Annotated in this window: 22 protein-coding genes and 1 tRNA gene; 5 read left to right on the forward strand and 18 right to left on the reverse strand. The window is 76.0% G+C overall.

Annotated features, from left to right (window positions below; translation table 11 throughout):
* The first annotated feature begins 88 nt into the window (after positions 1–88).
* Positions 89–940, forward strand: a complete 852-nt coding sequence (locus ACK586_RS06785) for a 3-hydroxybutyryl-CoA dehydrogenase (protein WP_409329700.1) — start codon at positions 89–91, stop codon at positions 938–940.
* Positions 941–1044: 104 nt separating this feature from the next.
* Here ACK586_RS06785 and ACK586_RS06790 read toward each other — a convergent pair.
* From ACK586_RS06790 to aroH, 5 genes are all read right to left on the reverse strand, one after another.
* Positions 1045–1118: transfer RNA gene (locus ACK586_RS06790), tRNA-Pro, on the reverse strand.
* A gap of 86 nt (positions 1119–1204) precedes the next feature.
* A complete protein-coding gene (locus tag ACK586_RS06795; RefSeq protein WP_409329701.1) occupies positions 1205–2101 on the reverse strand; it encodes an alpha/beta fold hydrolase in 897 nt (298 codons plus the stop codon).
* 75 nt (positions 2102–2176) lie between these two features.
* Positions 2177–3529 (reverse strand): ribosome biogenesis GTPase Der, encoded by a 1353-nt coding sequence (der, locus tag ACK586_RS06800; RefSeq protein WP_409329702.1) that lies wholly within the window; start codon positions 3527–3529, stop codon positions 2177–2179.
* Complete coding sequence (cmk, locus tag ACK586_RS06805) at positions 3526–4215, reverse strand: (d)CMP kinase (RefSeq protein ID WP_409329703.1); 690 nt, start codon at positions 4213–4215, stop codon at positions 3526–3528. Before cmk ends, der begins: the two co-directional genes overlap by 4 nt.
* Entirely contained in the window at positions 4212–4574 is a 363-nt protein-coding gene (gene aroH, locus ACK586_RS06810) for a chorismate mutase (protein ID WP_409329704.1), read from the reverse strand. The genes cmk and aroH overlap by 4 nt, the downstream gene beginning before the upstream one ends.
* Positions 4575–4776: 202 nt before the next feature.
* Here aroH and ACK586_RS06815 point away from each other — a divergent pair, with 202 nt between their 5' ends.
* Positions 4777–5697 (forward strand): aldose 1-epimerase family protein, encoded by a 921-nt coding sequence (locus ACK586_RS06815; RefSeq protein ID WP_409329705.1) that lies wholly within the window; start codon positions 4777–4779, stop codon positions 5695–5697.
* Positions 5698–5710: 13 nt separating this feature from the next.
* On the opposite strand, the gene ACK586_RS06820 is transcribed toward ACK586_RS06815, so the two are convergent.
* Positions 5711–6583, reverse strand: a complete 873-nt coding sequence (locus ACK586_RS06820) for a pseudouridine synthase (protein WP_409329706.1) — start codon at positions 6581–6583, stop codon at positions 5711–5713.
* Between the two features lie 59 nt (positions 6584–6642).
* Here ACK586_RS06820 and ACK586_RS06825 point away from each other — a divergent pair, with 59 nt between their 5' ends.
* Positions 6643–6885, forward strand: a complete 243-nt coding sequence (locus ACK586_RS06825) for a hypothetical protein (RefSeq protein WP_409329707.1) — start codon at positions 6643–6645, stop codon at positions 6883–6885.
* A gap of 189 nt (positions 6886–7074) precedes the next feature.
* Here ACK586_RS06825 and scpB read toward each other — a convergent pair whose 3' ends face one another.
* The 7 genes from scpB to ACK586_RS06860 all read right to left on the reverse strand — a co-directional run bounded on the left by scpB (position 7075) and on the right by ACK586_RS06860 (position 13998).
* Complete coding sequence (gene scpB, locus ACK586_RS06830; protein WP_409329708.1) at positions 7075–7893, reverse strand: SMC-Scp complex subunit ScpB; 819 nt, start codon at positions 7891–7893, stop codon at positions 7075–7077.
* The gene (locus ACK586_RS06835; RefSeq protein WP_409329709.1) at positions 7890–8696 is read right to left on the reverse strand and encodes a segregation and condensation protein A; all 807 of its coding nucleotides are present in this window, start codon (positions 8694–8696) and stop codon (positions 7890–7892) included. The genes scpB and ACK586_RS06835 overlap by 4 nt, the downstream gene beginning before the upstream one ends.
* 86 nt (positions 8697–8782) lie before the next feature.
* Complete coding sequence (locus ACK586_RS06840) at positions 8783–9298, reverse strand: hypothetical protein (RefSeq protein WP_409329710.1); 516 nt, start codon at positions 9296–9298, stop codon at positions 8783–8785.
* On the reverse strand, positions 9295–10215 hold the full coding sequence (locus ACK586_RS06845; protein ID WP_409329711.1) for a ParA family protein: 921 nt from the start codon (positions 10213–10215) through the stop codon (positions 9295–9297). The genes ACK586_RS06840 and ACK586_RS06845 overlap by 4 nt, the downstream gene beginning before the upstream one ends.
* A 213-nt stretch (positions 10216–10428) precedes the next feature.
* Positions 10429–11415, reverse strand: a complete 987-nt coding sequence (gene xerD, locus ACK586_RS06850; RefSeq protein WP_409329735.1) for a site-specific tyrosine recombinase XerD — start codon at positions 11413–11415, stop codon at positions 10429–10431.
* Positions 11412–12527 carry an alanine dehydrogenase gene (gene ald, locus ACK586_RS06855; RefSeq protein WP_409329712.1) on the reverse strand — a complete coding sequence of 372 codons (1116 nt, stop codon included), beginning with the start codon at positions 12525–12527 and terminating at the stop codon, positions 11412–11414. The genes xerD and ald overlap by 4 nt, the downstream gene beginning before the upstream one ends.
* Before the next feature lie 127 nt (positions 12528–12654).
* On the reverse strand, positions 12655–13998 hold the full coding sequence (locus ACK586_RS06860; protein ID WP_409329713.1) for an acyltransferase family protein: 1344 nt from the start codon (positions 13996–13998) through the stop codon (positions 12655–12657).
* Between the two features lie 197 nt (positions 13999–14195).
* Between ACK586_RS06860 and ACK586_RS06865 the strand changes: the two genes are divergently transcribed.
* Together ACK586_RS06865 and ACK586_RS06870 are read left to right on the forward strand one after the other, a co-directional pair.
* Entirely contained in the window at positions 14196–14840 is a 645-nt protein-coding gene (locus ACK586_RS06865) for a hypothetical protein (protein ID WP_409329714.1), read from the forward strand.
* Between the two features lie 184 nt (positions 14841–15024).
* On the forward strand, positions 15025–15711 hold the full coding sequence (locus tag ACK586_RS06870; RefSeq protein WP_409329715.1) for a hypothetical protein: 687 nt from the start codon (positions 15025–15027) through the stop codon (positions 15709–15711).
* On the opposite strand, the gene ACK586_RS06875 is transcribed toward ACK586_RS06870, so the two are convergent.
* From ACK586_RS06875 to murJ, 5 genes are read right to left on the reverse strand one after another with little or no spacing between them, the layout of a single operon-like run.
* Entirely contained in the window at positions 15708–16340 is a 633-nt protein-coding gene (locus ACK586_RS06875) for an NUDIX domain-containing protein (RefSeq protein ID WP_409329716.1), read from the reverse strand. The genes ACK586_RS06870 and ACK586_RS06875 overlap by 4 nt on opposite strands.
* Positions 16340–18091 carry a CTP synthase gene (locus ACK586_RS06880; RefSeq protein WP_409329717.1) on the reverse strand — a complete coding sequence of 584 codons (1752 nt, stop codon included), beginning with the start codon at positions 18089–18091 and terminating at the stop codon, positions 16340–16342. Before ACK586_RS06880 ends, ACK586_RS06875 begins: the two co-directional genes overlap by 1 nt.
* The gene (locus ACK586_RS06885; protein WP_409329718.1) at positions 18066–20468 is read right to left on the reverse strand and encodes an alkaline phosphatase family protein; all 2403 of its coding nucleotides are present in this window, start codon (positions 20466–20468) and stop codon (positions 18066–18068) included. Before ACK586_RS06885 ends, ACK586_RS06880 begins: the two co-directional genes overlap by 26 nt.
* Positions 20465–21607 carry a glycosyltransferase family 4 protein gene (locus tag ACK586_RS06890; protein WP_409329719.1) on the reverse strand — a complete coding sequence of 381 codons (1143 nt, stop codon included), beginning with the start codon at positions 21605–21607 and terminating at the stop codon, positions 20465–20467. Before ACK586_RS06890 ends, ACK586_RS06885 begins: the two co-directional genes overlap by 4 nt.
* The gene (gene murJ / locus ACK586_RS06895; protein ID WP_409329720.1) at positions 21604–23241 is read right to left on the reverse strand and encodes a murein biosynthesis integral membrane protein MurJ; all 1638 of its coding nucleotides are present in this window, start codon (positions 23239–23241) and stop codon (positions 21604–21606) included. Before murJ ends, ACK586_RS06890 begins: the two co-directional genes overlap by 4 nt.
* Between the last annotated feature and the right edge of the window lie 5 nt (positions 23242–23246).

Consider the following 23246-nt stretch of genomic DNA (forward strand, 5'->3'; position numbering starts at 1 on the left):
CCCGACCCGGGGCCATGTTGCTTGGACGTCCAGGTAAATTCCCCGGCGAGATGCGTGGACGTCCACGTACACGAGCACGAGGAGACGCATGGACCGCGTAGGGGTCATCGGGGGCGGCACGATGGGCGCCGGCATCGCGGAGGTCTGCGCCCGCGCCGGCAGCTCGGTCGTCCTGGTGGAGGCCGACCCGGGCAGCGTGGACCGGTGCCGGTCGCGGATCGAGGCATCGGTGCAGCGCGCCACGCGCGCCGGCCGGCTCTCCGGTGAGGAGGCCGGGCGCGCGCTCGAGCGGATCGACGTGGTCACCGACCTGGAGGCCACCGCGTCGGCGGACCTCGTCATCGAGGCCGTGCCCGAGGTGGAGGACCTCAAGCTCGACCTCTTCCGCCGCCTGGACGCGATCCTGCGCCCGGAGGCGATCCTGGCGTCGAACACGTCGTCCATCCCGCTGGTGAAGATGGCCAGCGTCACCGGACGGGCCGAGCGCGTGGTCGGCGTCCACTTCTTCAACCCGGCGCCGGTCCTCCCGCTGGTGGAGGTCGTCGCGAGCCTGCTCACCTCGGACGAGACGCTGTTCGCGGTGACCGACTTCGCGGAGAAGCGGCTCGGCAAGACCACGATCCGGTCCAAGGACCGCGCCGGGTTCATCGTCAACGCGCTGCTGATCCCGTACCTGCTGTCGGCGATCAGGATGCTGGAGTCGGGCTTCGCCACGGCCGAGGACATCGACGCCGGCATGGTGCAGGGCTGCGCGCACCCGCAGGGTCCGCTCGCCCTCGCCGACCTGATCGGGCTCGACACCACCGCCGCGGTGGCCCAGTCGATGTACGAGGAGTTCAAGGAGCCGCTCTACGCGCCTCCCCCGCTGCTGCTGCGGATGGTCGACGCAGGCCTGCTGGGCCGCAAGACCGGCCGGGGCTTCTTCCCCTACGCCCGCTGAGCCCCCGCGCGGGACCGTGCTCCGGTGCTGTCCACCCGGCACCGGGACGACGGAGGCGGGCCGCCCACCCGGGCGACCCGCCTCCGTCGTACGACATCACACTGTCGGGCTGACAGGATTTGAACCTGCGACCCCCTGACCCCCAGTCAGGTGCGCTACCAAGCTGCGCTACAGCCCGAGCGGCGGGTGGTTCGCACGCACCCGTTCGCTGCCTGAGCAGGTTACCGCACCGGCCGTCCGTCCCCGCGCCGGGGCGGCGGCCGGTCAGCCCCCGACCGGTGCCTCACGCATCATCCCGACGCCGAGCACCTCGCGCAGCCGCGCGGCGAAAGCCGTGGCGTCGGCCGGGTCGCCGTGGCCGCCGTCGGTCCAGCTGCCGTGGTCGCCGGGGAACACCACGGCGGCCGTCCCCAGCGCCTGCGCCACGGCCTCCCCGCCGCGGTGTGCGAGCGTCCCGGCCGAGTTGGCCCCCACGGCCGGCACGATGCGCGTGGACGCGGCCCGCAGCGCGTCGAGGTCGAACTCGTGCACGGGGTTGGTGTCCATGTTCTGCCCGAGCAGGACGTCGTCCCGGGAGCCGTCGTCCTCGGTCGGCAGCCCGAACGCCGCCGGGTCGGCGGGGGTGTCGGCCCAGTCCGCCGGGATCGGGCCGGCGTGCATGACCAGCCGGATGAACTCCGCCATGCCGGCGCCGAAGCCGGACCGCTGGTAGGTCTGCGACACGTGCCGGCAGGCGGCCGTGGCCTCCTCGCGGTCCGGCAGCAGCGCGACCGCGGGCGGCTCGTGGGCCACGAGGGTGCGGACGAGCTCCGGGCGCCGCGAGACCAGCACCAACGCGTTGATCGCTCCCCCGCTGGTGGCCAGCACGTCGACCGGTCCGCCGCCGACCGCCTCGACGAGCCGGGCGAGGTCCTCGGCGTGCTCCTCGGGTGTGGAGACCGCCGCGCCGTCGGTCCGCCGGCTGCGCTCGGCGCCGCGCGGGTCGTAGGTGACCACGGTCCGCTCGGGGAACATCCCGGCGACCGTGCCGAAACCCGACGCCGCCATGGGCGAGCCGAGGACGAGCAGCGGCGGCTCGGCCGAGGACCCGTCCCCGGGGCGGACGTCGTAGGCGAGCAGCGCCCCGGGGACCTCGAGCGTGGACGTCTGCGGTGCGGTCATGACTGCCTCCCGGGCGCGATCGGTGGTTCTCGTCGTACTCGACCCGCCCCGGCCGCGGAAGTCATCGCCGCCCGGTCAGAGGCTCTTGCGCCGCTCGCTCTCCCGGCCCTCGCGCACCTTGACCGAGATCTCGATCGGCGTGCCGGCGAAGCCCCACCTCTCGCGCAGCTTGCGCTCCAGGAAGCGGCGGTAGCCCGCCTCCAGGAAACCCGTGGAGAAGACGACGAACCGCGGCGGCCGGACGTCGGCCTGCGTCACGTACTTGATCTTCGGCGCCCGGCCGCCGCGCGCCGGGGGTGGCGTCTCCTGCACCAGGGCGCGCACGTACTGGTTGAGCTCCGCGGTCGGGACGCGCGTCTCCCAGGAGGCCAGCGCCGCCCGCAGGTGGTCGGCGAGCTTGCCCACGCCCCGCCCGCCCATGGCCGAGATGTTGACCCGGCCGGCCCATCGCACGCGGGCGAGGTCGCGCTCGACCTCGCGCTCGAGCTGGTGGTGGCGGTCCTCGTCGAGCAGGTCCCACTTGTTGATCGCGATCACGAGCGCCCGGCCGGACTCGATGACCTGGGTGATGACGCGCTGGTCCTGCTCGCTGATCACCTCGTCGGCGGCCAGCAGGACGACGGCGACCTCGGCGGCCTGGATCGCGGCCTCGGTGCGCAGGCTGGCGTAGTACTCCATGCCGCTGGCGGTGTTGACCTTGCGGCGCAGTCCGGCGGTGTCGACGAACCGCCACTCCTCCCCGCCGAGGGTGATGATCGAGTCGACCGGGTCCACGGTGGTGCCGGCGACCGAGTCGACGACCGACCGCTCCTCCTTGGCCAGCCGGTTGAGCAGGCTCGACTTGCCCACGTTCGGCCGGCCGACCAGCGCCACCCGGCGGGGGCCGCCCTCGTGCTCCTGCTCGCGCGGCGCCTCGGGCAGCGCGTCGAGGATCATGTCGAGCAGGTCACCGGCGCCCCGGCCGTGCAGCGCGCTGATCGGCTGCGGCTCCCCGAGCCCCAGCGACCACAGCTCGGCCGCGCCGGCCTCGCTGCGCTCGTCGTCGACCTTGTTGGCCACGAGGATCACCGGCCGGTCGCTGCGGCGCAGGATCCGCGCCGCGGCCAGGTCGGTGTCGGTCGCACCGACCGAGCTGTCGACGACGAGCACGATCACGTCGGCGGTGCGCATCGCGAACTCGGCCTGCCGGCTGATGGAAGCGCCCAGCCCCTCGGCCTTGGGGTCCCAGCCGCCGGTGTCGGTCACGGTGAACCGCTTGCCGTTCCACAGCGCCTCGTAGGAGATCCGGTCGCGGGTCACGCCCGGCACGTCCTGGACGACGGCGGCGCGCCGGCCCAGCACGCGGTTCACCAGCGTCGACTTCCCCACGTTGGGCCGTCCGACGACCGCCACGACCGGCAGCGGCGCGCCGGTCCCCTCCTCGGTCACCGCGCCACCCCCACCGACTCGTGCGCCAGCTCGACCACCCGGTCGACCACCTGGCCGCGGTCCAGGTCGGTGCTGTCGACGACGATCGCGTCGGCTGCCGGTCGCAGCGGGCTGTCCGCGCGGCTGCTGTCGTACTCGTCGCGGCGGCGCAGGTCGGCGGCGAGGTCGGCGACCTCCGCGGGCTCGGTCAGGCCCAGCTGCAGGGCGCGCCGCTCGGCGCGGGCCTCGGGCGCCGCGGTCAGGTAGATCTTGCAGGTCGCGTCCGGCAGGACCACGGTGCCGATGTCGCGGCCCTCCACCACCACGGCGTCCGCGGCGGCCACCAGCGAGCGCTGCTGGTCGACCAGCTGCCGGCGCACCGCGGGCACCGCCGAGACCGCCGACACCGCGCGGGTCACCTCGGCGCCGCGGATGCGCACCGCGACGTCGACGCCGTCCACCCGCACCAGCTCGGTGCCGGCCGCCGTCCCCACCTCGATCCGCGCGCCGGCGACGACGGCGGCCACCGCCGCGGCGTCCTCTGGGTCGACCCCGGCGTCCAGGACGGCGACGGTCGCCGCCCGGTACATCGCGCCGGTGTCCAGGTAGGCGGCGCCGAGCCGGGCGGCGACGGCACGCGCGACGCTGGACTTGCCGGTGCCCGAGGGCCCGTCGAGCGTCACCTGCCCGCGGAAACCGGTGCTCACTGTGCGATGTCCCGGCGGAGGGCGGTCGCGCCGCGCAGGTACACGTGGGCGATGTCGGCCCGCGCCCGGTCGGTCTCCACGTGCGCCATCAGCCGGAGCACCCGCGGCAGCGCGTGCGGCACGTCGATCTCGGTGGCGCACATCAGCGGCACATCCCCGAGGCCGAGCTCGCGGGCGGCCAGCGCGGGGAACTCCGACACCAGGTCGGGGGTGGCGGTGAACAGGATGCTGATGAGCTGCTCGCTGTCGAGGCCGTTGCGCTCCATCACGGTGCTCACCAGCTCGCGGGTGGCCGCCAGCACCTCGTCCCGGTCGTCGGCGTCGACCTGCGTCGCGCCCCGGATGGCTCGGACGGCCATGCACACTCCTCGTTCGTGCTCGGACAGGGGATCGGCTGCGCGGCCGCTCCGGTCCTCGCTCGTTCCTCGCTGCGGTGCTCACGGCCGGACGGCTCGCGGGGCCCGCGGACGACGGGGCCCGGTCGAGTCTAGGTTCGACCGGTCCGGGGGCGGTCGCCGCCGTCGGCCGCCACCCCCGCCCGGCGTCCCCGAGGAGCTGCCCGTGCCGATCCCACCCACCGGGGAGCAGTTCGTCCTCGCCTCCGGCGACGCCACCGTGACCGTGGTCGAGGTCGGGGGCGGGCTGCGCGGCTACCGGCACGGCGACCGCGAGCTGCTCGACGGCTACGCCGTCACCGAGACCGCCGACGAGGGCAGCCGGGGCCACGTGCTGGCGCCCTGGCCCAACCGGATCGCCGACGGCCGGTACCGCTGGGACGGCGTCGAGCACCAACTGGCCCTGACCGAGCCGGCCCGCGCGACGGCCATCCACGGCCTGCTGCGGTTCGTGGCCTGGACGCCGGTCGACCGGGCCCGCGACCGCGTGGCGCTCGAGCACCTGCTGCACCCGCAGCCGGGGTACCCCTTCACGCTGCGGGTGCAGGTGGCCTACGAGCTCGGCGAGGCGGGGCTGCGGGTGACCACCACCGCGACGAACGAGGGCGAGGTGCCGCTGCCCTACGGCGAGGGTCACCACCCCTACCTGTCGGCCGGGCCGGGCCGGCTGCTGGACGAGTGCACGCTCGTCGTCCCCGCGGCCACCCGGCTGGACACCGACGCCCGCGGCATCCCCACCGGCGCCTCCCCGGTGGCCGGGACGGAGGTGGACCTGCGCGCCGGGCGCCGGATCGGCGGCCTGGTCCTCGACACCGCCTTCACCGACCTGGCCCGCGACGACCGGGGCCTCGCGCACGTGCGGCTCACCGGTCCCGACGGAACCGGCGCGGCGGTGTGGCTGAACGACGCCTACGGCTGGCTCCAGCTCTACACCGGCGACGCGATGCGCCGGGACCGGCGCCGCCGCGGTCTGGCGGTGGAGCCGATGACCTGCCCGCCGAACGCCTTCGCCACCGGCGAGGGGGTGCGCCGGCTGGAGCCCGGCGAGTCGGCCACCGGCACTTGGGGGATCGCTCCCCTGGGCTGAGCCGGCGGCCGGGTCACAACCCGACGAGCTCGTTGAGCCGGCCGACCTCGCCCCGCGTCAGCCGGCGGATCGAGCCGACCCGCATCCGCTCCAGCTTCACCGGGCCGATCGCGGTGCGGGTCAGCCGCGACACCGGCAGCCCCACGTGGGCCAGCAGCCGCCGGACGATGTGCTTGCGCCCCTCGTGCAGCACCACCTCGACCACCGACTGGCCGGCGTGGGTGTCCACGACCGTGAACGAGTCGACCGCCACCGGGCCGTCCTCGAGCTCCACGCCCCGGCGCAGCCGCCTGCCGAGGTCGCGCGGCACCGAGCCCGAGACCTGCGCCAGGTAGGTCTTCTTCACCTCGTAGGAGGGGTGGGCCAGCCGGTGGGCGAGCTCGCCGTCGTTGGTGACCAGCAGCAGGCCCTCGGTGTCCTGGTCCAGCCGGCCGACGTGCACCAGCCCCGGCGCGAGGTCGCCCACCATGTCGCCGACGGTCGCCCGGTTGCGGTCGTCGCTCATCGCGGTGATGACCCCGGCGGGCTTGTTGAGCGCGTAGGTGACGCGGTCGTCACGCAGCTCCAGGCGGACGCCGTCGACGGCGATGTGGTCGGAGTCGGGGTGCACCCGCATGCCCTGCACACCGACCACGGCACCGTTCACGCTGATCCGGCCCGCCTCGATCATGTCCTCGCACACCCGCCGCGAGCCGACGCCGGCGCGGGCCAGGACCTTCTGCAGCCGCTCCCCCTCGGGGTGGCCGGCCCCGGGCCCGGGGGCGCGGTCGCCCGGGTGCGCCGGGGCGAGCTCCATCTCCTCCGACCAGCCCTCCCCGCCCCCCGTGGCCGGTGGCTCGGTGGGCAGCTGGTCGGGGGTCTCGTCGTCCGTGCGCGGGGCGTCCATCCGCGCCAGTCTCCCACTCCGGCCGCGGTCCTCCCGACCGCGTGCGGGAGGATCCCGGCGTGCGCACGGAGCAGGTCATGGGTCTGGTGCTCGCGGTCATGGGCGTCGCCCTGGTGCTCCTGTCGCGGCGGCTGGTGTGGGAGCACTCCCCCGACAACGCCGCGGCCCGCGATCGCCTCGGCGCCGCGGGCGTCTGGTCCGACCGTGCCCGCGCCTTCCACCTCTGGCGCGGCCGGCTCGCGGGCGGCGCCTTCGTCGTCGTCGGGGTGCTGCTCCTGACCGGCGTCCTCTGGGGCGACTGAGGTCGACCTCCGGGTCTCCGCCGCTCGCAACCGGGCAGAACTGCACTTCTGCACTGGGCAGAACTGCACTTCTGCACGGGGCAGAAGTGCACTTCTGCACGGGGCAGAAGTGCACTTCTGCACGGGGCAGAAGTGCACTTCTGCACGGGGCAGAAGTGCAGTTCTGCCCCCGGTGGGGAGAGGACGGCGTCAGTGCGCGTCGGGGTGCTCGAGGAGGAGGGACGCCGTCTCCGGCAGCAGCGGCCCCAGGTCGGGCAGCTCGGTCAGGCTCGCGAGCCCGAGCCGCTCGAGGAACAACGGCGTGGTGCCGTAGAGGCCCCCGCCGGAGTCGGGGTCGCTGCCCACCTCGTGCACCAGCCCGCGGGCCAGCAACGTGCGCATCACGCCGTCGACCCCCACGCCGCGGATCGCGGCGATCCGCGCCCGGGTGACCGGCTGCCGGTAGGCGATGACGGCGAGGGTCTCCAGCGCGGCCTGGGTGAGGCGGCTGCCGCGGCCGTGGCCGAGGTAGCGCTCGACGACCCCGGCGTGCTCCTCCCGGGTGTAGAGGCGCCAGCCCTCGCCCACCTGCCGCAGGGTGATGCCGGCGCCGCGGCGGTCGTAGTCCTCGGCCAGCTCGGCCAGCGCCCGCCGGGCCCGGTCGACCGGGCAGCGCAGGGACGCCGCCAGCGTCTCCTCGTCCACCGGGCCGTCCAGCACGAACAGCAGGGCCTCGAGCCCGCCCCGCAGCGTCGCCGGGTCCACCTCCTCGACCGGCTCCCGCTCCTGCTCCGGCTCCGGCTCCGGCTCGGGCATGCCCGGCAGGGGCAGCAGCGCCTCCTCGACCGGCACGGGTGGCGGCTCCTCCGCCTGGGGGGGCGGTCGCTCGGCGACGCGCGCGGCCAGCTCGGCGGCCACGGCGTCCCAGACGGCGGGGTCCTCGTCCCGGTCCTCGGCCACCTCCCGGGTCGCGGCGAGCTCGGCGGCCAGGGCGTCCCAGGAGACGGGCCGCCGCTCCTCCTCGCTCACCGGTCCTCCTCCCCGTCGGTCCCGCCGTCCTCGCCCGGCGGCACGGGCAGCGTCGCGCCCACCCACCGCACGTGCAGCTCGCCCAGCGGCGTGAGCTGGTCGAAGACCACCCGCTGCTGACGGTAGAGCTCCAGCAGCGCGAGGAAGCGGGCGACCACCTCGAGGGTGTGCTCGCAGTCCGCCGTCAGCGCGCGGAAGCTCGCCGTCCCCGCCTCCGCCAGCCGGTTGCGGACGGCGAGCAGCTGCTCGGCCATGCTGACCGGCGGCGCGTGCAGGTGGCCGACGCCGACCGTCGGCGGCGCCTGGGGGGTGAGCACGCGGGTGGCCAGCGCCGCGAACTGCTCCGGCGTCACGCCGAGGAGCACCTCGGGCGTCTGCTCGGCGAACCGGGGGTCGGGTCCGGCGTCGCGGCCGTAGCGGAGGACAGCGCCGGCCTCTCGCTCGCGGAGGAACGCGGCGGCCTCCTTGTAGGCGCGGTACTGCAGCAGCCGGGCGAAGAGCAGGTCGCGGGCCTCGAGCAGCTCGAGGTCGTCCTCGTCCTCGACGTCGGCGGCGGGCAGCAACCGGGCGGCCTTCAGGTCGAGCAGGGTCGCGGCGACGACGAGGAACTCGCTGGCCTGGTCGAGGTCCAGCTCGTTCCCGAGCGCGCGCAGGTGGGCGATGAACTCGTCGGTGACCTGGGAGAGCGCGATCTCGGTGACGTCGAGGCGGTGCTTGGCGATCAGCTGCAGGAGCAGGTCGAACGGGCCCTCGAAGTTGGTCAGCCGGACGGTGAACCGCCCGGCCGCCCGCTCCTCGGTCACGGGAGCGACCCTAATGACCGGTCGGCGTGCGCAGGGGTGCAGGCCGGCAGGCGCGGACCGCACCTGTCCGCACGACGTCGACGCGGTCAGCGACCCTTCAGCCGGCGGACCAGCACCGAGTCCTCGCCGGACTCGGCGAGGTCGGCCAGCAGCACCGCGATGGCCTCGCGCACGATCCGGCCGCGGTCGGCGGCCACCCCGTGCTGCGCGCGCAGGGTGAGCCGCGCGCTCTCCAGGGCCAGCAGCTCGTCGGCCGAGATGTAGACCGTGATCTTTTCGTCGTGCTTCGTCCGCTCCGCGCGCACGGCCTTCCCGCGGGTCCGCGGCGCCTGGGGGGCCAGGGTCGGCGCGGGCGGGGCCGACGTCCGGTAGGAGGCCAGCGGGTCGGCGTCGGCGCCGGCCGGGACCAGGGTCAGCCCGGGGATGGCCTCCTCGACGCCGGGCACCGACGCGGTGCGCCGCGGCGCGGCGGCCGGGCTGCGCAGCGCCGGGGAACTCGTGGTCGCCGCGACGCTGGGCAGCTCGGTGACCTCGGCCGCCGGCGGGGTGTCGGTGCGCCGGAACAGCTCGGAGGCGCCGGGCAGGACGGGACGCCGTGTCACAGTGCGATGACCTCCTTCGCCAGGTCGCGGAAGGCCGCGGCGCCCGACGACGTCGGCGCCCAGGTGGTGATGGGCTGGCCGGCGACGGTCGTCTCGGGGAATCGCACGGTGCGGTGGATGACGGTCTGGAACACGGTGTCGCCGAAGGCCTCGACCACCCGGCTGAACACCTCGCGGCAGTGCACCGTGCGGGTGTCGTACATCGTGGCGAGGATCCCGGAGATCTCCAGCTCGGGGTTGAGCCGCTCCTTGACCTTCTCGATGGTGTCCACGAGCAGCGCCACGCCGCGCAGGGAGAAGAACTCGCACTCCAGCGGGATGATGACGCCCTGCGCGGCGGTGAGGGCGTTCACGGTCAGCAGGCCGAGCGAGGGCTGGCAGTCGATGAGGACGTAGTCGTACTCGTCGCGCACGTCGGCGAGCACGCGCAGCAGCGTCTGCTCGCGGGCCACCTCGCTGACCAGCTGCACCTCGGCCGCCGAGAGGTCGATGTTGCTCGGCACGAGGTCCAGGCCCGGGATGTCGGTGGGCACTCGGACGTCGGCGAGGCTGGTGCGCCGCTCCATGAGGGCGTTGTAGATCGTGCGGTCGAGGTGCTGCGCCGGCACGCCGAGGCCCACCGAGAGCGCGCCCTGCGGGTCGAGGTCCACCAGCAGCACCTTGCGGCCGTGCTCGACCAGCGCCGCGCCGAGGTTGATCGTCGACGTCGTCTTGCCGACGCCGCCCTTCTGGTTGCACATCGCGATGACGCGCGCGGGGCCGTGCTGGGTGAGCGGCCGGGGCTCGGGCAGCGGGCGCTGGCGGGCGCGGGCCGGGTCCTGCTTCGAGGCGGCCCCGCCCATGACCTCACCGCCCGGGTCGGGCTCGATGTCGCGCGGGCGCGCGACGGCGGGGGCCGCGTCCCCTCGGATCGCCATGGTCGGTGTCGCCTCCAGCTCCGGCCCGGACCGGCGCGGCGCGCCGGATGCGGTCTTCCCCACCGCTCGGGTGACCCGACGGTAGGGAGTCGGGGAGCGATCACCCAGGAGGCACGCCGAGACCGCGGCCCGGATGTCTAGTGATGACAACACAGCTGCATCACCGCCCGGACCCAACCGACGAGAGTTGTCAGAGAGGGCCGTTGGCCGTTGTCAGGTCAACGCTCGCGGGTGGCTGGTCGCGTACACCTCGCGCAGCCGGTCGACGGTCACCAGCGTGTACACCTGCGTCGTCGTCACCGACGCGTGCCCGAGCAGCTCCTGGACCACCCGCACGTCCGCGCCGCCGTCGAGCAGATGCGTGGCGAAGCTGTGCCGCAGGGTGTGCGGCGAGACGTCCTCGACCGGGATCCCGGCCCGTTCGGCGGCCGTGCGCAGGATCGACCAGGCGCTCTGCCGCGACAGCGACCCGCCCCGGGCGTTGAGGAACAGCGCACCGGCGCGGCCGCGCGCCGTGCCGGCGAGCGCCAGAGCCGGCCGAGCTCGGACGAGGTAGTCCTCGACGGCGCGCAGTGCGTAGCTCCCGACCGGCACCACCCGCTGCTTGCCACCCTTGCCGGCCAGCCGGACGGCGGCCTGGCCGCGGTCGAGGTCGTCGACCGCCAGCCCGACGACCTCGGAGATGCGCGCGCCGGTGCCGTACAGCAGTTCCAGCAGCGCCCGGTCGCGCAGGCCGCGCGGTCCCTCGAGCGCGCCGGCGGCCTCGATGAGCGCCACCACCGTCTCGACCGGCAGCGCCTTGGGCAGCCGCCGCGCCGGAGCCGGCGGGCGGACCTCCGCGGCCACGTCGTCGGGCACCAGCCCGTCGAGGGCGGCGAAGCGGTGCAGCCCCCGGACGGCGACCACCGCGCGCGCGGCGGAGGTCGCCGACAGCGGCGGGTGCTCGTCGTCCCCGCGGCGGAGGGCGGCGAGGAACGCCGCGACGTCGGACTCGGCCACCTCCTCCAGCCCGCGCACACCCGCGCCGGCGAGGAACGCCGTGTAGCGACGCAGGTCGCGGCGGTAGGAGGTGATGGTGTTGGCGGCCAGGCCGCGCTCGACGGTGAGGTGGTCGAGGTAGCCGGCGACCGCGCGCTCGAGCGCACGCGGGACCTCGGGCGCCGGGACGGCGGGGGCAGCAGCAGGCAGCGTGCCGGTCAGACGAGCACCTCCTCCAGGCCGACGGCGGTCAGTCCGTGGGCCTCGGCGACCTCGGGCAGGACGACCTGCCCGGCCACCACGTTCACGCCGTGGGCCAGCGCCCGGTCGCCCCGCACCGCCGCCGCCGTCCCCTCCCCGGCGAGCGTCAGCACGTAGGGGAGCGTGACGTTGGTCAGCGCGTGGGTCGAGGTGTTGGGCACCGCGCCCGGCATGTTCGCCACGCAGTAGAACACCGATCCGTGCACGCGGAAGGTCGGCGCGTCGTGCGTGGTGGGACGGGATCCCTCGAAGCAGCCGCCCTGGTCCACGGCGATGTCGACCAGCACCGAGCCGGGCTTCATGCGCGCGACGACGTCGTCGGTGACCAGCTTCGGCGCCCGGGCGCCGGGGACCAGCACCGCGCCGATCACCAGGTCGGCGTCCAGCACCGCGCGTTCGACCTCGTAGGCGTTGGAGGTCACCGTCTGCAGGTGCCCCTGGTAGATGCGGTCGGCGGCGCGCAGCTTGTCGACGTCGCGGTCGAGCACGATCACCTCCGCCTGCATCCCCAGGGCGATGGCGGCCGCGTTCATCCCGGCCACCCCCGCCCCGAGGACGACGACCTTGGCCGCGTACACCCCCGGCGCACCGCCGAGCAGCACCCCGCGCCCGCCGTGCGCCCGCTCCAGCGCGTGCGCCCCCACCTGCGGGGCCATCCGTCCGGCGACCTCCGACATCGGCGCCAGCAGCGGCAGCCGGCCGTCGGCGGTCTGCACGGTCTCGTAGGCGATCGCCGTGGTCCCGGAGGCGACCAGCGCCTCGGTGCACTCCCGGGAGGCGGCCAGGTGCAGGTAGGTGAACAACGTCTGCCCGGCCCGCAGCCGCCCGTACTCCTCGGCGACCGGCTCCTTGACCTTCAGCAGCAGGTCGGCGTCGGCCCACACGTCGTCGGCCTCGGCCACGATCCGCGCCCCGGCGCCGGCCAGGTCCTCGTCGGGGATCGAGGAGCCCTCCCCCGCGCCACGCTCGACGAGCACCTCGTGGCCGGCCCGGGTCAGCTCGTGCACCCCGGCGGGGGTGAGCGCCACCCGGTACTCGTGGTTCTTGATCTCTCGGGGGACCCCGACGCGCATCCTCGGCTCCGGTCCGGCCGGGACCGGCGAGGTCGTCGGGGTCAGCGGCCTGGGTCGTGGCGCCCCGGTCGGGAGCGCTCGGGCCGGAGTCTAGGCACGGCCGCGGCCGACGCCGGGCCGGTCCTGGTCAGGACCGCCCGGTCCCCCGGTGTGCCGACGCGCCACGGGTGGCCGCGGTGATCGCTGCGAGCCCCAGCGCGTACGCCGCCAGCCCGGGGAGCGGGAGACCGGCCGGGCCGTCGGTGCTCAGCCCGTCCACGGTGAGCAGGGCAAGCCCGGCACAGCAGCTCGCGACGCCGAGCGCCACCCCCGCGAGCCGGGCACCCGAGGAGGGCGGCGGCCGCCGCTGCCGTGGCACCCGCTCGAACCGGGCCACCAGCGCCACGACGCCCGCGAGCAGCACGGCGCAGGCGAGCACCCACACCGGCCGCAGCGCGAACCACTGCGCGGAGGCGGGCTCGGGCTGCGGGAACAGCCCGGTGCCGTACAGCAGCAGGCCCGCGGCGACGACGGGCACCATGTGCCAGAGGAAGACCGACAGGATGACCCCGTTGAGCGCCACCGTCGCCAGCCAGACGCGCGGCCGGTGCGCCAGCCGGTCCAGCGCCCGGCAGGCGAGCAGCACCAGCCCGGCCTGGGTGAGCCCCAGCGCCAGGAGCGCCAGCGACGGTGGTGCGGTGTTGTGGAACTCGTCGCCCGGGACGTTCACCATGCTGACCGGGTACGGCCCGAGCGCCACCAGGCCCACCAGGACGGCCAGCCCGCCACCGGCCAGCAGGGCCGGCGGCCACGGGGACCCGGTCAGCCGGCCGCTGTGCCACGCGACCCCCAGGGCCAGCAGGCACAGCCACACCAGGACGAAGTTGAGCAGCTCCACCGCCGGCACCCCCGCGGACAGCCGCAGGACGTCGACCACGGCGGCCGCGCCGGCCAGTGCCGCCGGGACCCCGAGCCCGTACCGCTCGTCGGCCTGCACCACCAGCGGTGTCAGCGCGGTCAGCGCCAGGTACACGGCGAGGAACCACAGCGCGATGCCGGCCACCCAGCCCGCGGTCGCCACCAGCTCCGGATCGACGCCGGCCAGCCGGGCGAGCGCGGCCGCGGAGACGGCGACGAGCAGGAAGGCGGTGGTGGGCCGCAGCAGCCGGCGCAGCCGGCCGTCCAGCCAGCGCAACCCGTCCTGCCCCGAGCGCCGGGCGCTGATCCAGGCTGCGGCGCCGGCGTAGCCGCCGACGAGGAAGAACAGCGGCATCACCTGGAACACCCAGGTCATCGGCTGCGCCGGCGGCCAGATGCCGAGCAGGTTCACGCCGCTCAGCGTGCCGTCGTCGCCCAACCGGACCACGACGACCAGCCAGTGACCGAGGACGACGAACAGGATGGCGGCCGCACGCACCAGGTCGACGACCCGGTTGCGGCCGGGGGGCGTGCGGGCGGCGAGCTCGTGCACCCGCCCTGTGCTGCGCGGCATGACGGCCCTCCAGACGAGGCGCCCGACCTCGCCCGGACCTCATCCGGACGTCGACGCGGCGCCGCTTCGACGGTCCTCGTGCCCCCTCCATGCTCCCAGGTCTGCCGGGCCCTGCCCGATCTGCCCGGGAGCGCCAGGTGACCGACCATGGCTCTGGCCCCTCCCGGCCACCCGCACGCCTTCCCCCGGAGGACCCCATGCGCCTGTACGCCGACCATCCCCCTCTGCGGCTGCGCCAGCTCGCCGCGGACGCGGGCATGCTGGCCTGGGCCGTGCTGTGGGTGCTCGTGGCCCGGGCGGTGCACGGCGCGGTGCTGGCGCTGGCCGGACCGGGCGAGGCGGTCGAGTCCCTCGGCACCTCGGTCGCCGACAGCATGGGTTCCGCGGCCGAGGCCGCCGGGGACGTGCCGGTGGTCGGCGACGAGCTGGCGGCGCCGTTCGGCGCGCTCGGCTCGGCCGGGGCCTCGGTGAGCGGCGCGGGCCGGTCGGCCCAGGACGCCGTCGGCACCCTGGCCTTCTGGCTGGCCGTGGTCCTCGTCGTCCTCCCGGTGGGCTGGCTGCTCCTGCGCTGGCTGCCCTCGCGGCTGGCCTGGGCGCGGGAGGCCGCGGCGGTCTCCCGGCTGCTGGCCGCCCCGGACGCCGATCTGGCGTTCCTCGCCGCGCGGGCGGTGGCCACCGCTCCCCTGCCCCGGCTGGCCGCCCTCCCGCCGGGCACCGGCGGGAGCTGGCGGGCCGGGGACCCCGCGGCGACCCGGCTGCTCGCCTCGCTGGAGGCCGGCCGGCTGGGACTGCGCCTGCCCGCACCGGAGCGGGCGGGCTCCGGGGCGACGGCCCCGCTCTGAGCCGCGCCGGCCCCGCACGCAGCGGTCCTGCGGCTCGGCTCAACACCGGGGCACCCGGTGCCGATGGGTTCGACAGCCTCGGCCCCGGTGCAGGGGCCCGCCGCGAACGAGCGAGCGGCGGGAGCACCGTGGTCCTTGCTCGGAGGTGGGGATGGGACAGGCGCGACGGCGCGGTCGCGGGCCGGTGCGACGGCGGTCCGCCCGCCGCCGGCGTCCGCTCGCCTCCACCGCCGGCACCGCGGTCGCCGTCCTCGCGGTCGGGCTCGTCGTGGCGGCGGCGCCGGCGACGGAGCTGGCCGCCCAGCTCACCGCCTCGTGGTCCCCGTTCCGCGACGCCGGCACGCTGGTCGACGCCGTGCCGCAGGTCCCGCGGGTGCCCCAGGTGCCGGGGCCGGGGAGCGGGATCGTCGATCCCGAGCCGCAGGTCACCGTCCCCGGGATCGCCGTGCCCGTCCCCCGCGACGTCGACCTGGAGATCGTGCCGCCGGTGGTGCCGCGCGGCGTGATCCCCGAGTTCGAGCCACCGCCGGCGACGTGCGGCGGGTACAGCAGCCCCCGGCGGATCCTGCCCGGGGTCGTGCCCGGCCCCGGGTCGGCCACGCTGAGCTGGATGGCCGACAGCGACAACAGCACCGTCCGCGGCTACCGGGTGCAGGCGGTGAGCCAGGTGCTGACCACCGGCACCCAGCCCGACCCCCCGCAGGCCCTCGCCGGCCAGCGCGACGACTGCGGCGAGGTGACCGCGACGATCGGGGGCCTGACCCGCGGCGTGCCCTACGTGTTCTGGCTCGAGGAGCAGGTCTGGGACGAGCGGGCCCAGCGGATGCGGTACCTGCACGTCGGCACGACCGACCCCGTCCTCATCCCCTAGTCCTCGACGAGATCTGCACACTCGTCAGGATCAGCGCCTGATGGCGACGAGTGTGCAGATCTCGTCGAGAGGATCCGGTCGGCGGCGAGCAGGCCGATGACGGCGGCCGCGTTGACGATCCCGCCGGCGACCACGCGCCGCACCGCGTCGGCCAGCGGCACCCGCTCGACGGTCATGTCGAGCTCCTCGTGCTCGGCGGTGAACCCGTCGGGCCGCTCGACGGGGCGCAGCCCCTCGGCCAGGTAGACCGACACCCGCTCGTCGCAGAAGCCGGGGCTGCTGGCGTAAGTGGTCAGCAGCGACCAGCGGTCGGCCGACAGCCCGACCTCCTCGGCGAGCTCGCGCCTCGCCGTCTCCAGCGGCGGCTCGCCGTCGGTGTCGCGCAGCCCGGCCGGCAGCTCCCACAGGTAGCCGCCGACCGGGTGGCGGAACTGCCGCAGCAGGACGACGTCGCCGTCGTCGTGCAGCGCGACGACGGCGACCGCGCCCGGGTGGCGGACCACCTCGCGCACGCTGTCGCCGCCGCCGGGCATCGCCACGGTGTCCGCGACCAGGCTGATGACCCGGCCGTCGTAGACCGTCTCGGAGGAGAGCAGCCGGTAATCGCCCGCGGCGGCCGGTTCCGACATCAGATGCCGACCTTCTCGCTCTCCGCGTCCTCGACCGGCACCGGCAGCCGCGCCGACTCCTGGAAGTCGATGGCGGCCTGCACGAACGCGGCGAACAGCGGGTGCGGGCGGGTGGGCCGGCTCTTCAGCTCCGGGTGCGCCTGGGTGCCGACGAAGAACGGGTGCGACTCGCGCGGCAGCTCGACGAACTCCACCAGCAGGCCGTCGGGAGAGGTGCCCGAGAAGACCAGCCCGGCCTCGGCCAGCCGGTCGCGGTAGGCGTTGGCCACCTCGTAGCGGTGCCGGTGCCGCTCGGTGATCTCCGTGCCGCCGTAGGCGGCTGCCGTGACCGAGCCCTTCTGCAGCGCCGCGGGGTAGCTGCCCAGCCGCATGGTGCCGCCCATGTCGCGCTCGCCGGCGACGACGTCGACCTGGCTGGCCATGGTGGCGATCACCGCGTCGGGCGTGTCGGGGTCGAACTCCGCGGAGTTGGCCTCCGGCAGCCCGGCGACGTCGCGGGCGTACTCGATGACCATGCACTGCAGGCCCAGGCACAGGCCGAGGGTCGGGATGCCGTTGACCCGGGTGTGCCGGATCGCACCGAGCTTGCCCTCGATGCCGCGGACGCCGAAGCCGCCGGGGATGCAGACGCCGTCCACCCCGGCGAGGGCCTTCTCCGCGCCCTCGGGGGTCTGGCAGTCGTCGGAGGGCACCCAGCGCAGCTTCACCCGGCTGCGGTGGGCGAACCCGCCGGCGCGCAGCGCCTCGCTGACCGACAGGTAGGCGTCGGGCAGGTCGATGTACTTGCCGACCAGCGCGATCTCGACGGTCTGCTTCGGCCGGTGCACCCGCTCGAGCAGGTCGCCCCACACGGTCCAGTCGACGTCGCGGAACGGCAGGCCGAGCCGGCGGACGACGTAGGCGTCCAGGCCCTCCCTGTGCAGCACCCTGGGGATGTCGTAGATCGACGGCGCGTCCGGGCAGGAGATCACGCCCTCGGCGTCGACGTCGCACATCAGGCTGATCTTGCGCTTGAGGCCGTCGGTGATGTCCCGGTCGGAGCGGCAGACCAGCGCGTCGGGCTGGATGCCGATGCTGCGCAGCGCGGCCACCGAGTGCTGCGTCGGCTTGGTCTTCAGCTCCCCCGACGGGGCGATGTAGGGCACCAGCGAGATGTGCAGGAAGAAGCAGTTGTCCCGGCCGATCTCGTGCCGCACCTGGCGGGCGGCCTCGAGGAAGGGCAGGGACTCGATGTCGCCGACGGTGCCACCGATCTCGGTGATGACGACGTCCACCCGGCCCGGGCCCTCGGCGCCGGCCATGATCCGGGCCTTGATCTCGTTGGTGATGTGCGGGATGACCTGCACGGTGTCGCCGAGGTACTCCCCGCGGCGCTCCTTGGCGATCACGTCCGAGTACACCTGGCCGGTCGTCACGTTGGCCCGGCCGGACAGGTCGATGTCGAGGAAGCGCTCGTAGTGGCCGACGTCGAGGTCGGTCTCCGCGCCGTCCTCGGTGACGAAGACCTCGCCGTGCTGGAACGGGTTCATCGTCCCGGGATCGACGTTGAGGTAGGGGTCCAGCTTCTGCATGGTGACCCGCAGGCCCCGGCTGGAGAGGAGGGCACCCAGCGAGCTGGCGGTCAGTCCCTTGCCCAGGGAGGACACGACGCCGCCGGTGACGAAGACGAACTTCGTCGGCTGCGAGTTGTGGAGGCTCCGGGATGCAAGGGAGGAAGCGGACTGATCAAGCGTTCCTGACGGTCGACCCACGGGAGACCACCGTAACAGCTCCGGCGTCCCCGTCCCCGCCGGCGGCGGCCGTGCTCTGCGCCACCTCGGGGCGGGATCCGGACCGCTCCGCCGGTCCGGCCGCCAGCCACGCCAGCAGCGGCACCAGCAGGGTCGCCGCCGTGCCCGGCACGGCCACGCCGGAGTCGTTGACCGCGGCGCCGATGGCGAGGCTCAGCGCCGCCGAGAGCAGCGCCGCCCGCAGCACCGCGGCGTCGGCCGGGCGCAGCCGGGCCCGGCCGGCCGCCGTCGGCAGGCCGCCCTCGCGCGGGTTGCGGAGCAGGCCGCCGCGGCGCACCAGCCACACCGCGGCGACCAGGGCGACCGGCAGCATCCAGGCCAGCGGGCTGCGCGTCGCGATGTCGAGGTTGGCCTCGGCCTTGCGGCTGACCACCGTCCACGCCTCACCGGTGAGCACCTGCTCGACGAAGCGGCCCAGGTGCGAGCGGTCCTCCGGCTCGCCCCGCCAGTCCAGGACGGCGACGCCGCCCACGGCGACCACCGCCAGGGCCAGGATGGCAGCGAGCCGGACCACCGTGACCCGCATGCCGGTGAGCAGCATGGCCAGCAGCAGGAAGCCGGGCAGGACGGCCAGCACGCCGCCGAAGTCCCGGCCCAGCTGCGGCGCCCCGACGACCCCGACCACCACCACGCCGATCGCCAGCACGCTGAGCCCGGTGACCATCCGCGCGCGGCCGGCCCGGGCACGGCGGCCGGCGAGGGTGGCCAGCCCCGCGGCGGAGAGCAGCGCCGAGACCGACAGCAGGCCGAAGCTGAGGTTGCCGTAGCCGGTGAACCGGCCGGCCACGATCGGGTCGTAGCCCAGCGGCGCGTTCAGCTCCAGGTGCGAACCGGTGAGCACGTCGCCGACCAGCGTGACCAGGGTGACGGCGACGACGACCGCGGCCGGCCCGAGCCGGCGCCGCCGCCACGGCCCGAGCAGCGCCAGAGCCACGACGACGGCGTCGGCGGCCAGCACGGCGATCGTGAGGGCGACCAGGGGCGAGCCGGAGCGCTCCCACGGGACGAGTCCGCTGAGGAAGGTGGCCACCGGGAGCGCCGTGGCGGCCAGGGCGAAGGTGCGCAGCGCACCGGTTCCGGGAGCGCGCCGGCCGCCGGGCGGCAGGGCACCCCGCCGCACGCCCAGCACCGCGGCGCCGGCCACCACGACCAGGGCGGAGACGGTGACCAGGGACCAGAAGAAGTAGCCGGTGTGCCGGTGGTGGGTGGTGGCCGCCACGTTGGCCCGGGCCAGCTCGGCCACGGCCTCCTCCAGCGCCGGCCGCTCCCCGCCGGCCCGCATCGCCTGCCCGTTGAACGTCGCGGGCCGGTCCTCGCCCAGCGCCCGCAGAACGGTCGGGGCGACGTCGATGAGCTGGACGTAGGGCGCCCGGCCGGTGCTGGCCGACACCAGCCAGCCGTCGCCGAAGCCGGGGCCCGCGGCCATGCCCACGTGCAGCTGCGGCCGGCCGTCGTTGACCTCGGACACGCCCTGCAGCAGCAGCAGCGTGTCCCCCGGCAGCGTGGCGACGGCGGCCCGCAGCCGGCCCACCGACTCGTCGATGCGGCTCAGCGCGGCGGCGCGCGGAGCCGGGTCGGTGCCGTCGTCGGTCTGGTCGACCCCGGGGCGGCCGGCGGTGAGCAGGGCGTCCAGCGACACCAGCGACAGCGGACACCCGTCGAGCAGCCCGGCCGCGCCGGCCGGCTCGGTCGGCAGCACCTCGTACCGGTCCAGCTCCACCCCGGGACCGGCGACGGCCAGCGTGGCGGCCCGCCCGACGACCGTGGCGCACCCGACCGCCTCGCCGAGCGCGGCCGGGCGGCTGCCGAAGCGCTGGGTGCCCGGGTCGTCGGCGGTCCGGCCGACGGCTGCCTCGGGGTCGCCCAGGCCCACCTCGACCAGCCGCTCCTGCAGCCCGCAGTAGGTCAGCGAGCTGTCCATCGCCGGCTCCTCGTCGGCCGGCGGAGCGGGCGGCGCGTCCGGGTCGGCGGGGTCCTCGGGGATGGGCACGGTCGGCAGCGGTACGGGGGGCAGGCCGTCGTCCGGCCCCGGGACGCGCACCCGGTTGCCCGCGCCGATCGTCCCCCAGCCGTCGAGGACGCACGTGGTGCCCCGGGCCGCGCGCACCGACATCGCGCCGATGGTGGAGTCCCCGGCCAGCGCCCACAGCTGCGGCGTGCCCTCGGGTGTGACGTCGGCCCAGGTCAGCCCGGGGACCCCGACGACGAGCACCCGGTCGGCACGGACGTCGTCGGCCGCGGGGGCGGCCGCCGCGGGCCCGGCCGGGCCGGGCAGCGTGAGCAGGCCGGTCAGCACGGCCAGGACGGCGACCACCAGCAGGACGGTGCGGCGGGTCACGGCGGGCCCTCGGCGGGCGGTCCGAGCAGCTCCCGGTAGACGGCGACCAGCGTGCGGGCGGTCGCGGCCTCGTCCGGCCAGGTCTGCGCCTGCCGGCGTCCGGCCTCGGCGAGCTGCCGGGCGCGGGCCGGGTCGGCGAGCACGCGGTCCACCGCGGCGGAGAGGGCGGCCGCGTCCCCGACCGGGACGAGCTCGGCGGCGTCGGCGAGCAGCCCGGGCAGGCCGCCGGTGCGGGTGGCCACCAGCGGGGTGCCCGAGCGCAGCGCCTCCTGCGCGGTCAGCGAGCGCGCCTCCCACCGCGAGGGCAGCACGCACAGGTCGGCGGCGGCGAGCAGGTCGGCGACGTCGTCGCGGCGGCCGAGCAGGACCACGGGCAGCCGCTCGGCGGTGATCCGCGCCTGCAGCTCGGCGTGCAGCGGCCCGTCACCGGCCACGGCCACCAGCGGCCCGCCGTCCCCTGTCCAGCCCCGAGCCGCGTCGAGCAGGACGTCGTAGCCCTTCTGCGGGTGCAGCCGGCCGACCGCGACCACCAGCGGCCGTCTCCCGTCCAGGCCGAGCCCGGCGCGGACCTCGGCGCGGCTGCGGGTGGCCGGCGGGAGGGCGGGCGCGCTCACCGGCGCGGTGCGGACGTCGGGGGCGCCCAGCCGGCGGGCGTTGCCGGCCAGGTCGTCGGAGGCGGCGAGGACGACGTCGGCCCCGCGCACCGTGGCCCGCTCGGCGGCGCCGAGCACCCGCCGCTTCAGCCCCCCGCCGCCCTCGGGCAGCGCGTTGTGCAGCGTGAGCACCAGCGGCCGGCGGGGCCCGCCGGGCAGCCGCAGCGCGGCGGCCGCGACCAGGCCGGCCCGCAGTCCGTGGGCGTGCACCAGGTCGGCCCCGGTCAGGGCACGGCGCAGCTGCAGCACGGCCCGGGCGTCGGCGACCGGGTCCAGCCCCGCGCCGATCCCGACCGGGGTGAACGCCGCCCCCGCGGCCCGGAAGCCGAAGAGCTCGTCGGTCGCCGGCGCGCCGCACACCAGCACCTCGGCGCCGGCTACGACGACCGCCGGCAGCACCGCCCGCACGTGCGTGCCGACGCCGCCGGTGCTCGTCGCGAGCACCTCGGCCACCCGCCGTCCGGCCAGGGGCGCGGTCCCGCTCACCGGGCACCTCCGGGGATCGCCTCGGGCTGCGGATCGGGCGCCCGCAGCGTGCGCACGGCCGCGGCCAGCGGACCCCGCGCGGTGCCCATGATGACCGCCGCCGCGATCACCAGCACGACCGCGACGACCACCGCGCCCGCGCCCAGGGCGCCGAGCGGGCCGGTGCCGGGGACGGGGTCGGCGTCGAGCAGCCGCGCCACCCCCAGGCCGCCGGCGGCGGCGAGGACGGCGGCCAGCAGCGCCGGCATCCCGGCCCGGGCCAGCCCGGTGAACGCCTCGGCGCCGGCCACCCGGACGGTCACCGCCAGCAGCGCCACGCCGGCCACGGTGACGCCGACGGTGTGCCCGGCGCCGAGCGCCAGCCCCCGGTCCTGCGCGGGCAGCACCGCGGACAGCACGACGTCGGCGACGACGGCGAGCATCCAGCCGCCGACGACGCAGACGGTCGGCGCCTTCCACAGCCCCTGGGCGTAGAGGGCGCGGGTGAGGAAGGCGACCAGCCCGTAGCCCAGCAGTCCGGGGGCGAAGGCGATGATCGTGTCGCGCAGGGCGGCGACCGTGTCCGGGGGCCCTCGGAGCAGGAACACCCGCGCGATCGGTCCGGCCGCGCCGACCAGCACCGCCGCGGCCACCGCGCTCGCCACCGTGCCGAGCAGGACCACGGGGGCCAGCGCCCGGGCGAAGCCGGCGCGGTCTCCCCGCTCGGCCCGCTCGGCCAGCCCCGGGTACGCCGAGGTCGCCAGGGGCACGGCCAGCACCGCCCAGGGCACGAGGAACAGGGTGAGCCCGGCGGTGTAGACGACCTGCGTGCCGTCGGGCGCCCCGGAGTTGGCCAGCCGGATCGCCACGGCGGCCACCAGCTGCTGCCCGGCGAGGGTGAGGACGCCGGCCAGCGCCAGGCGGGCCACCCGCGGCGCGACACCGACCGGGAAGCGCAGTGCCGGGCGCAACCCGAGCCGCAGCCGGCGCACCGGCGGCAGCAGGCACAGGGCCAGGGCCGCGACCCCGAGCGTCGTCCCCACCCCCAGCACGAGCTCCGCCGGGCGCTCCAGGTCTGCCGCGTCGCGGGCACCGCCGATGCCGGCGAACAGCAGGTAGGCGGCGGCCACGAGCAGGCTGGACAGCAGCGGGGCCAGCGCGGGGCCGGCGAAGCGCCGGTGCGCCTGCAGCACGCCGGCGAGCACGATGCCGATCCCGTAGAGCACGACCTGCGGGGCGAAGACGACCAGGAAGCGGGCGGCGAGCTCGGTCTGGGCGGCCGGACCGCCGCCCAGCAGCAGCCGCGCGATGGGCCCGGCGAACAGTGCGACGAGGACGGCCAGCGGGGTGAGCACCAGCAGCGTCCAGCCCAGCAGGGCCGAGGCGGTGCGGCGGACCTGCTCGCGGTCCCCCGCGGCGATGCCGCCGGCGAGCATCGGCACCACCAGGCTGGCCAGGGCTCCCCCGGCCACGACCTCGAAGACGATGTTGGGGACGGTGTTGGCCGCGGTGTAGGTGTCCCCTGTGCTGTTGGCACCGACGGCGTTGGTGAAGACCAGCGTGCGGCCGAAGCCGGCCAGCCGGGCCAGCACGGTGAGCCCCGCGATCAGCGCGGCCGCGCCGGCCACCCCGCGGGCGACCTGCCGCGCGCTCACGGAGC

The organism is Trujillonella humicola (assembly GCF_046233715.1).
Classification (GTDB): domain Bacteria; phylum Actinomycetota; class Actinomycetes; order Mycobacteriales; family Geodermatophilaceae; genus Trujillonella; species Trujillonella humicola.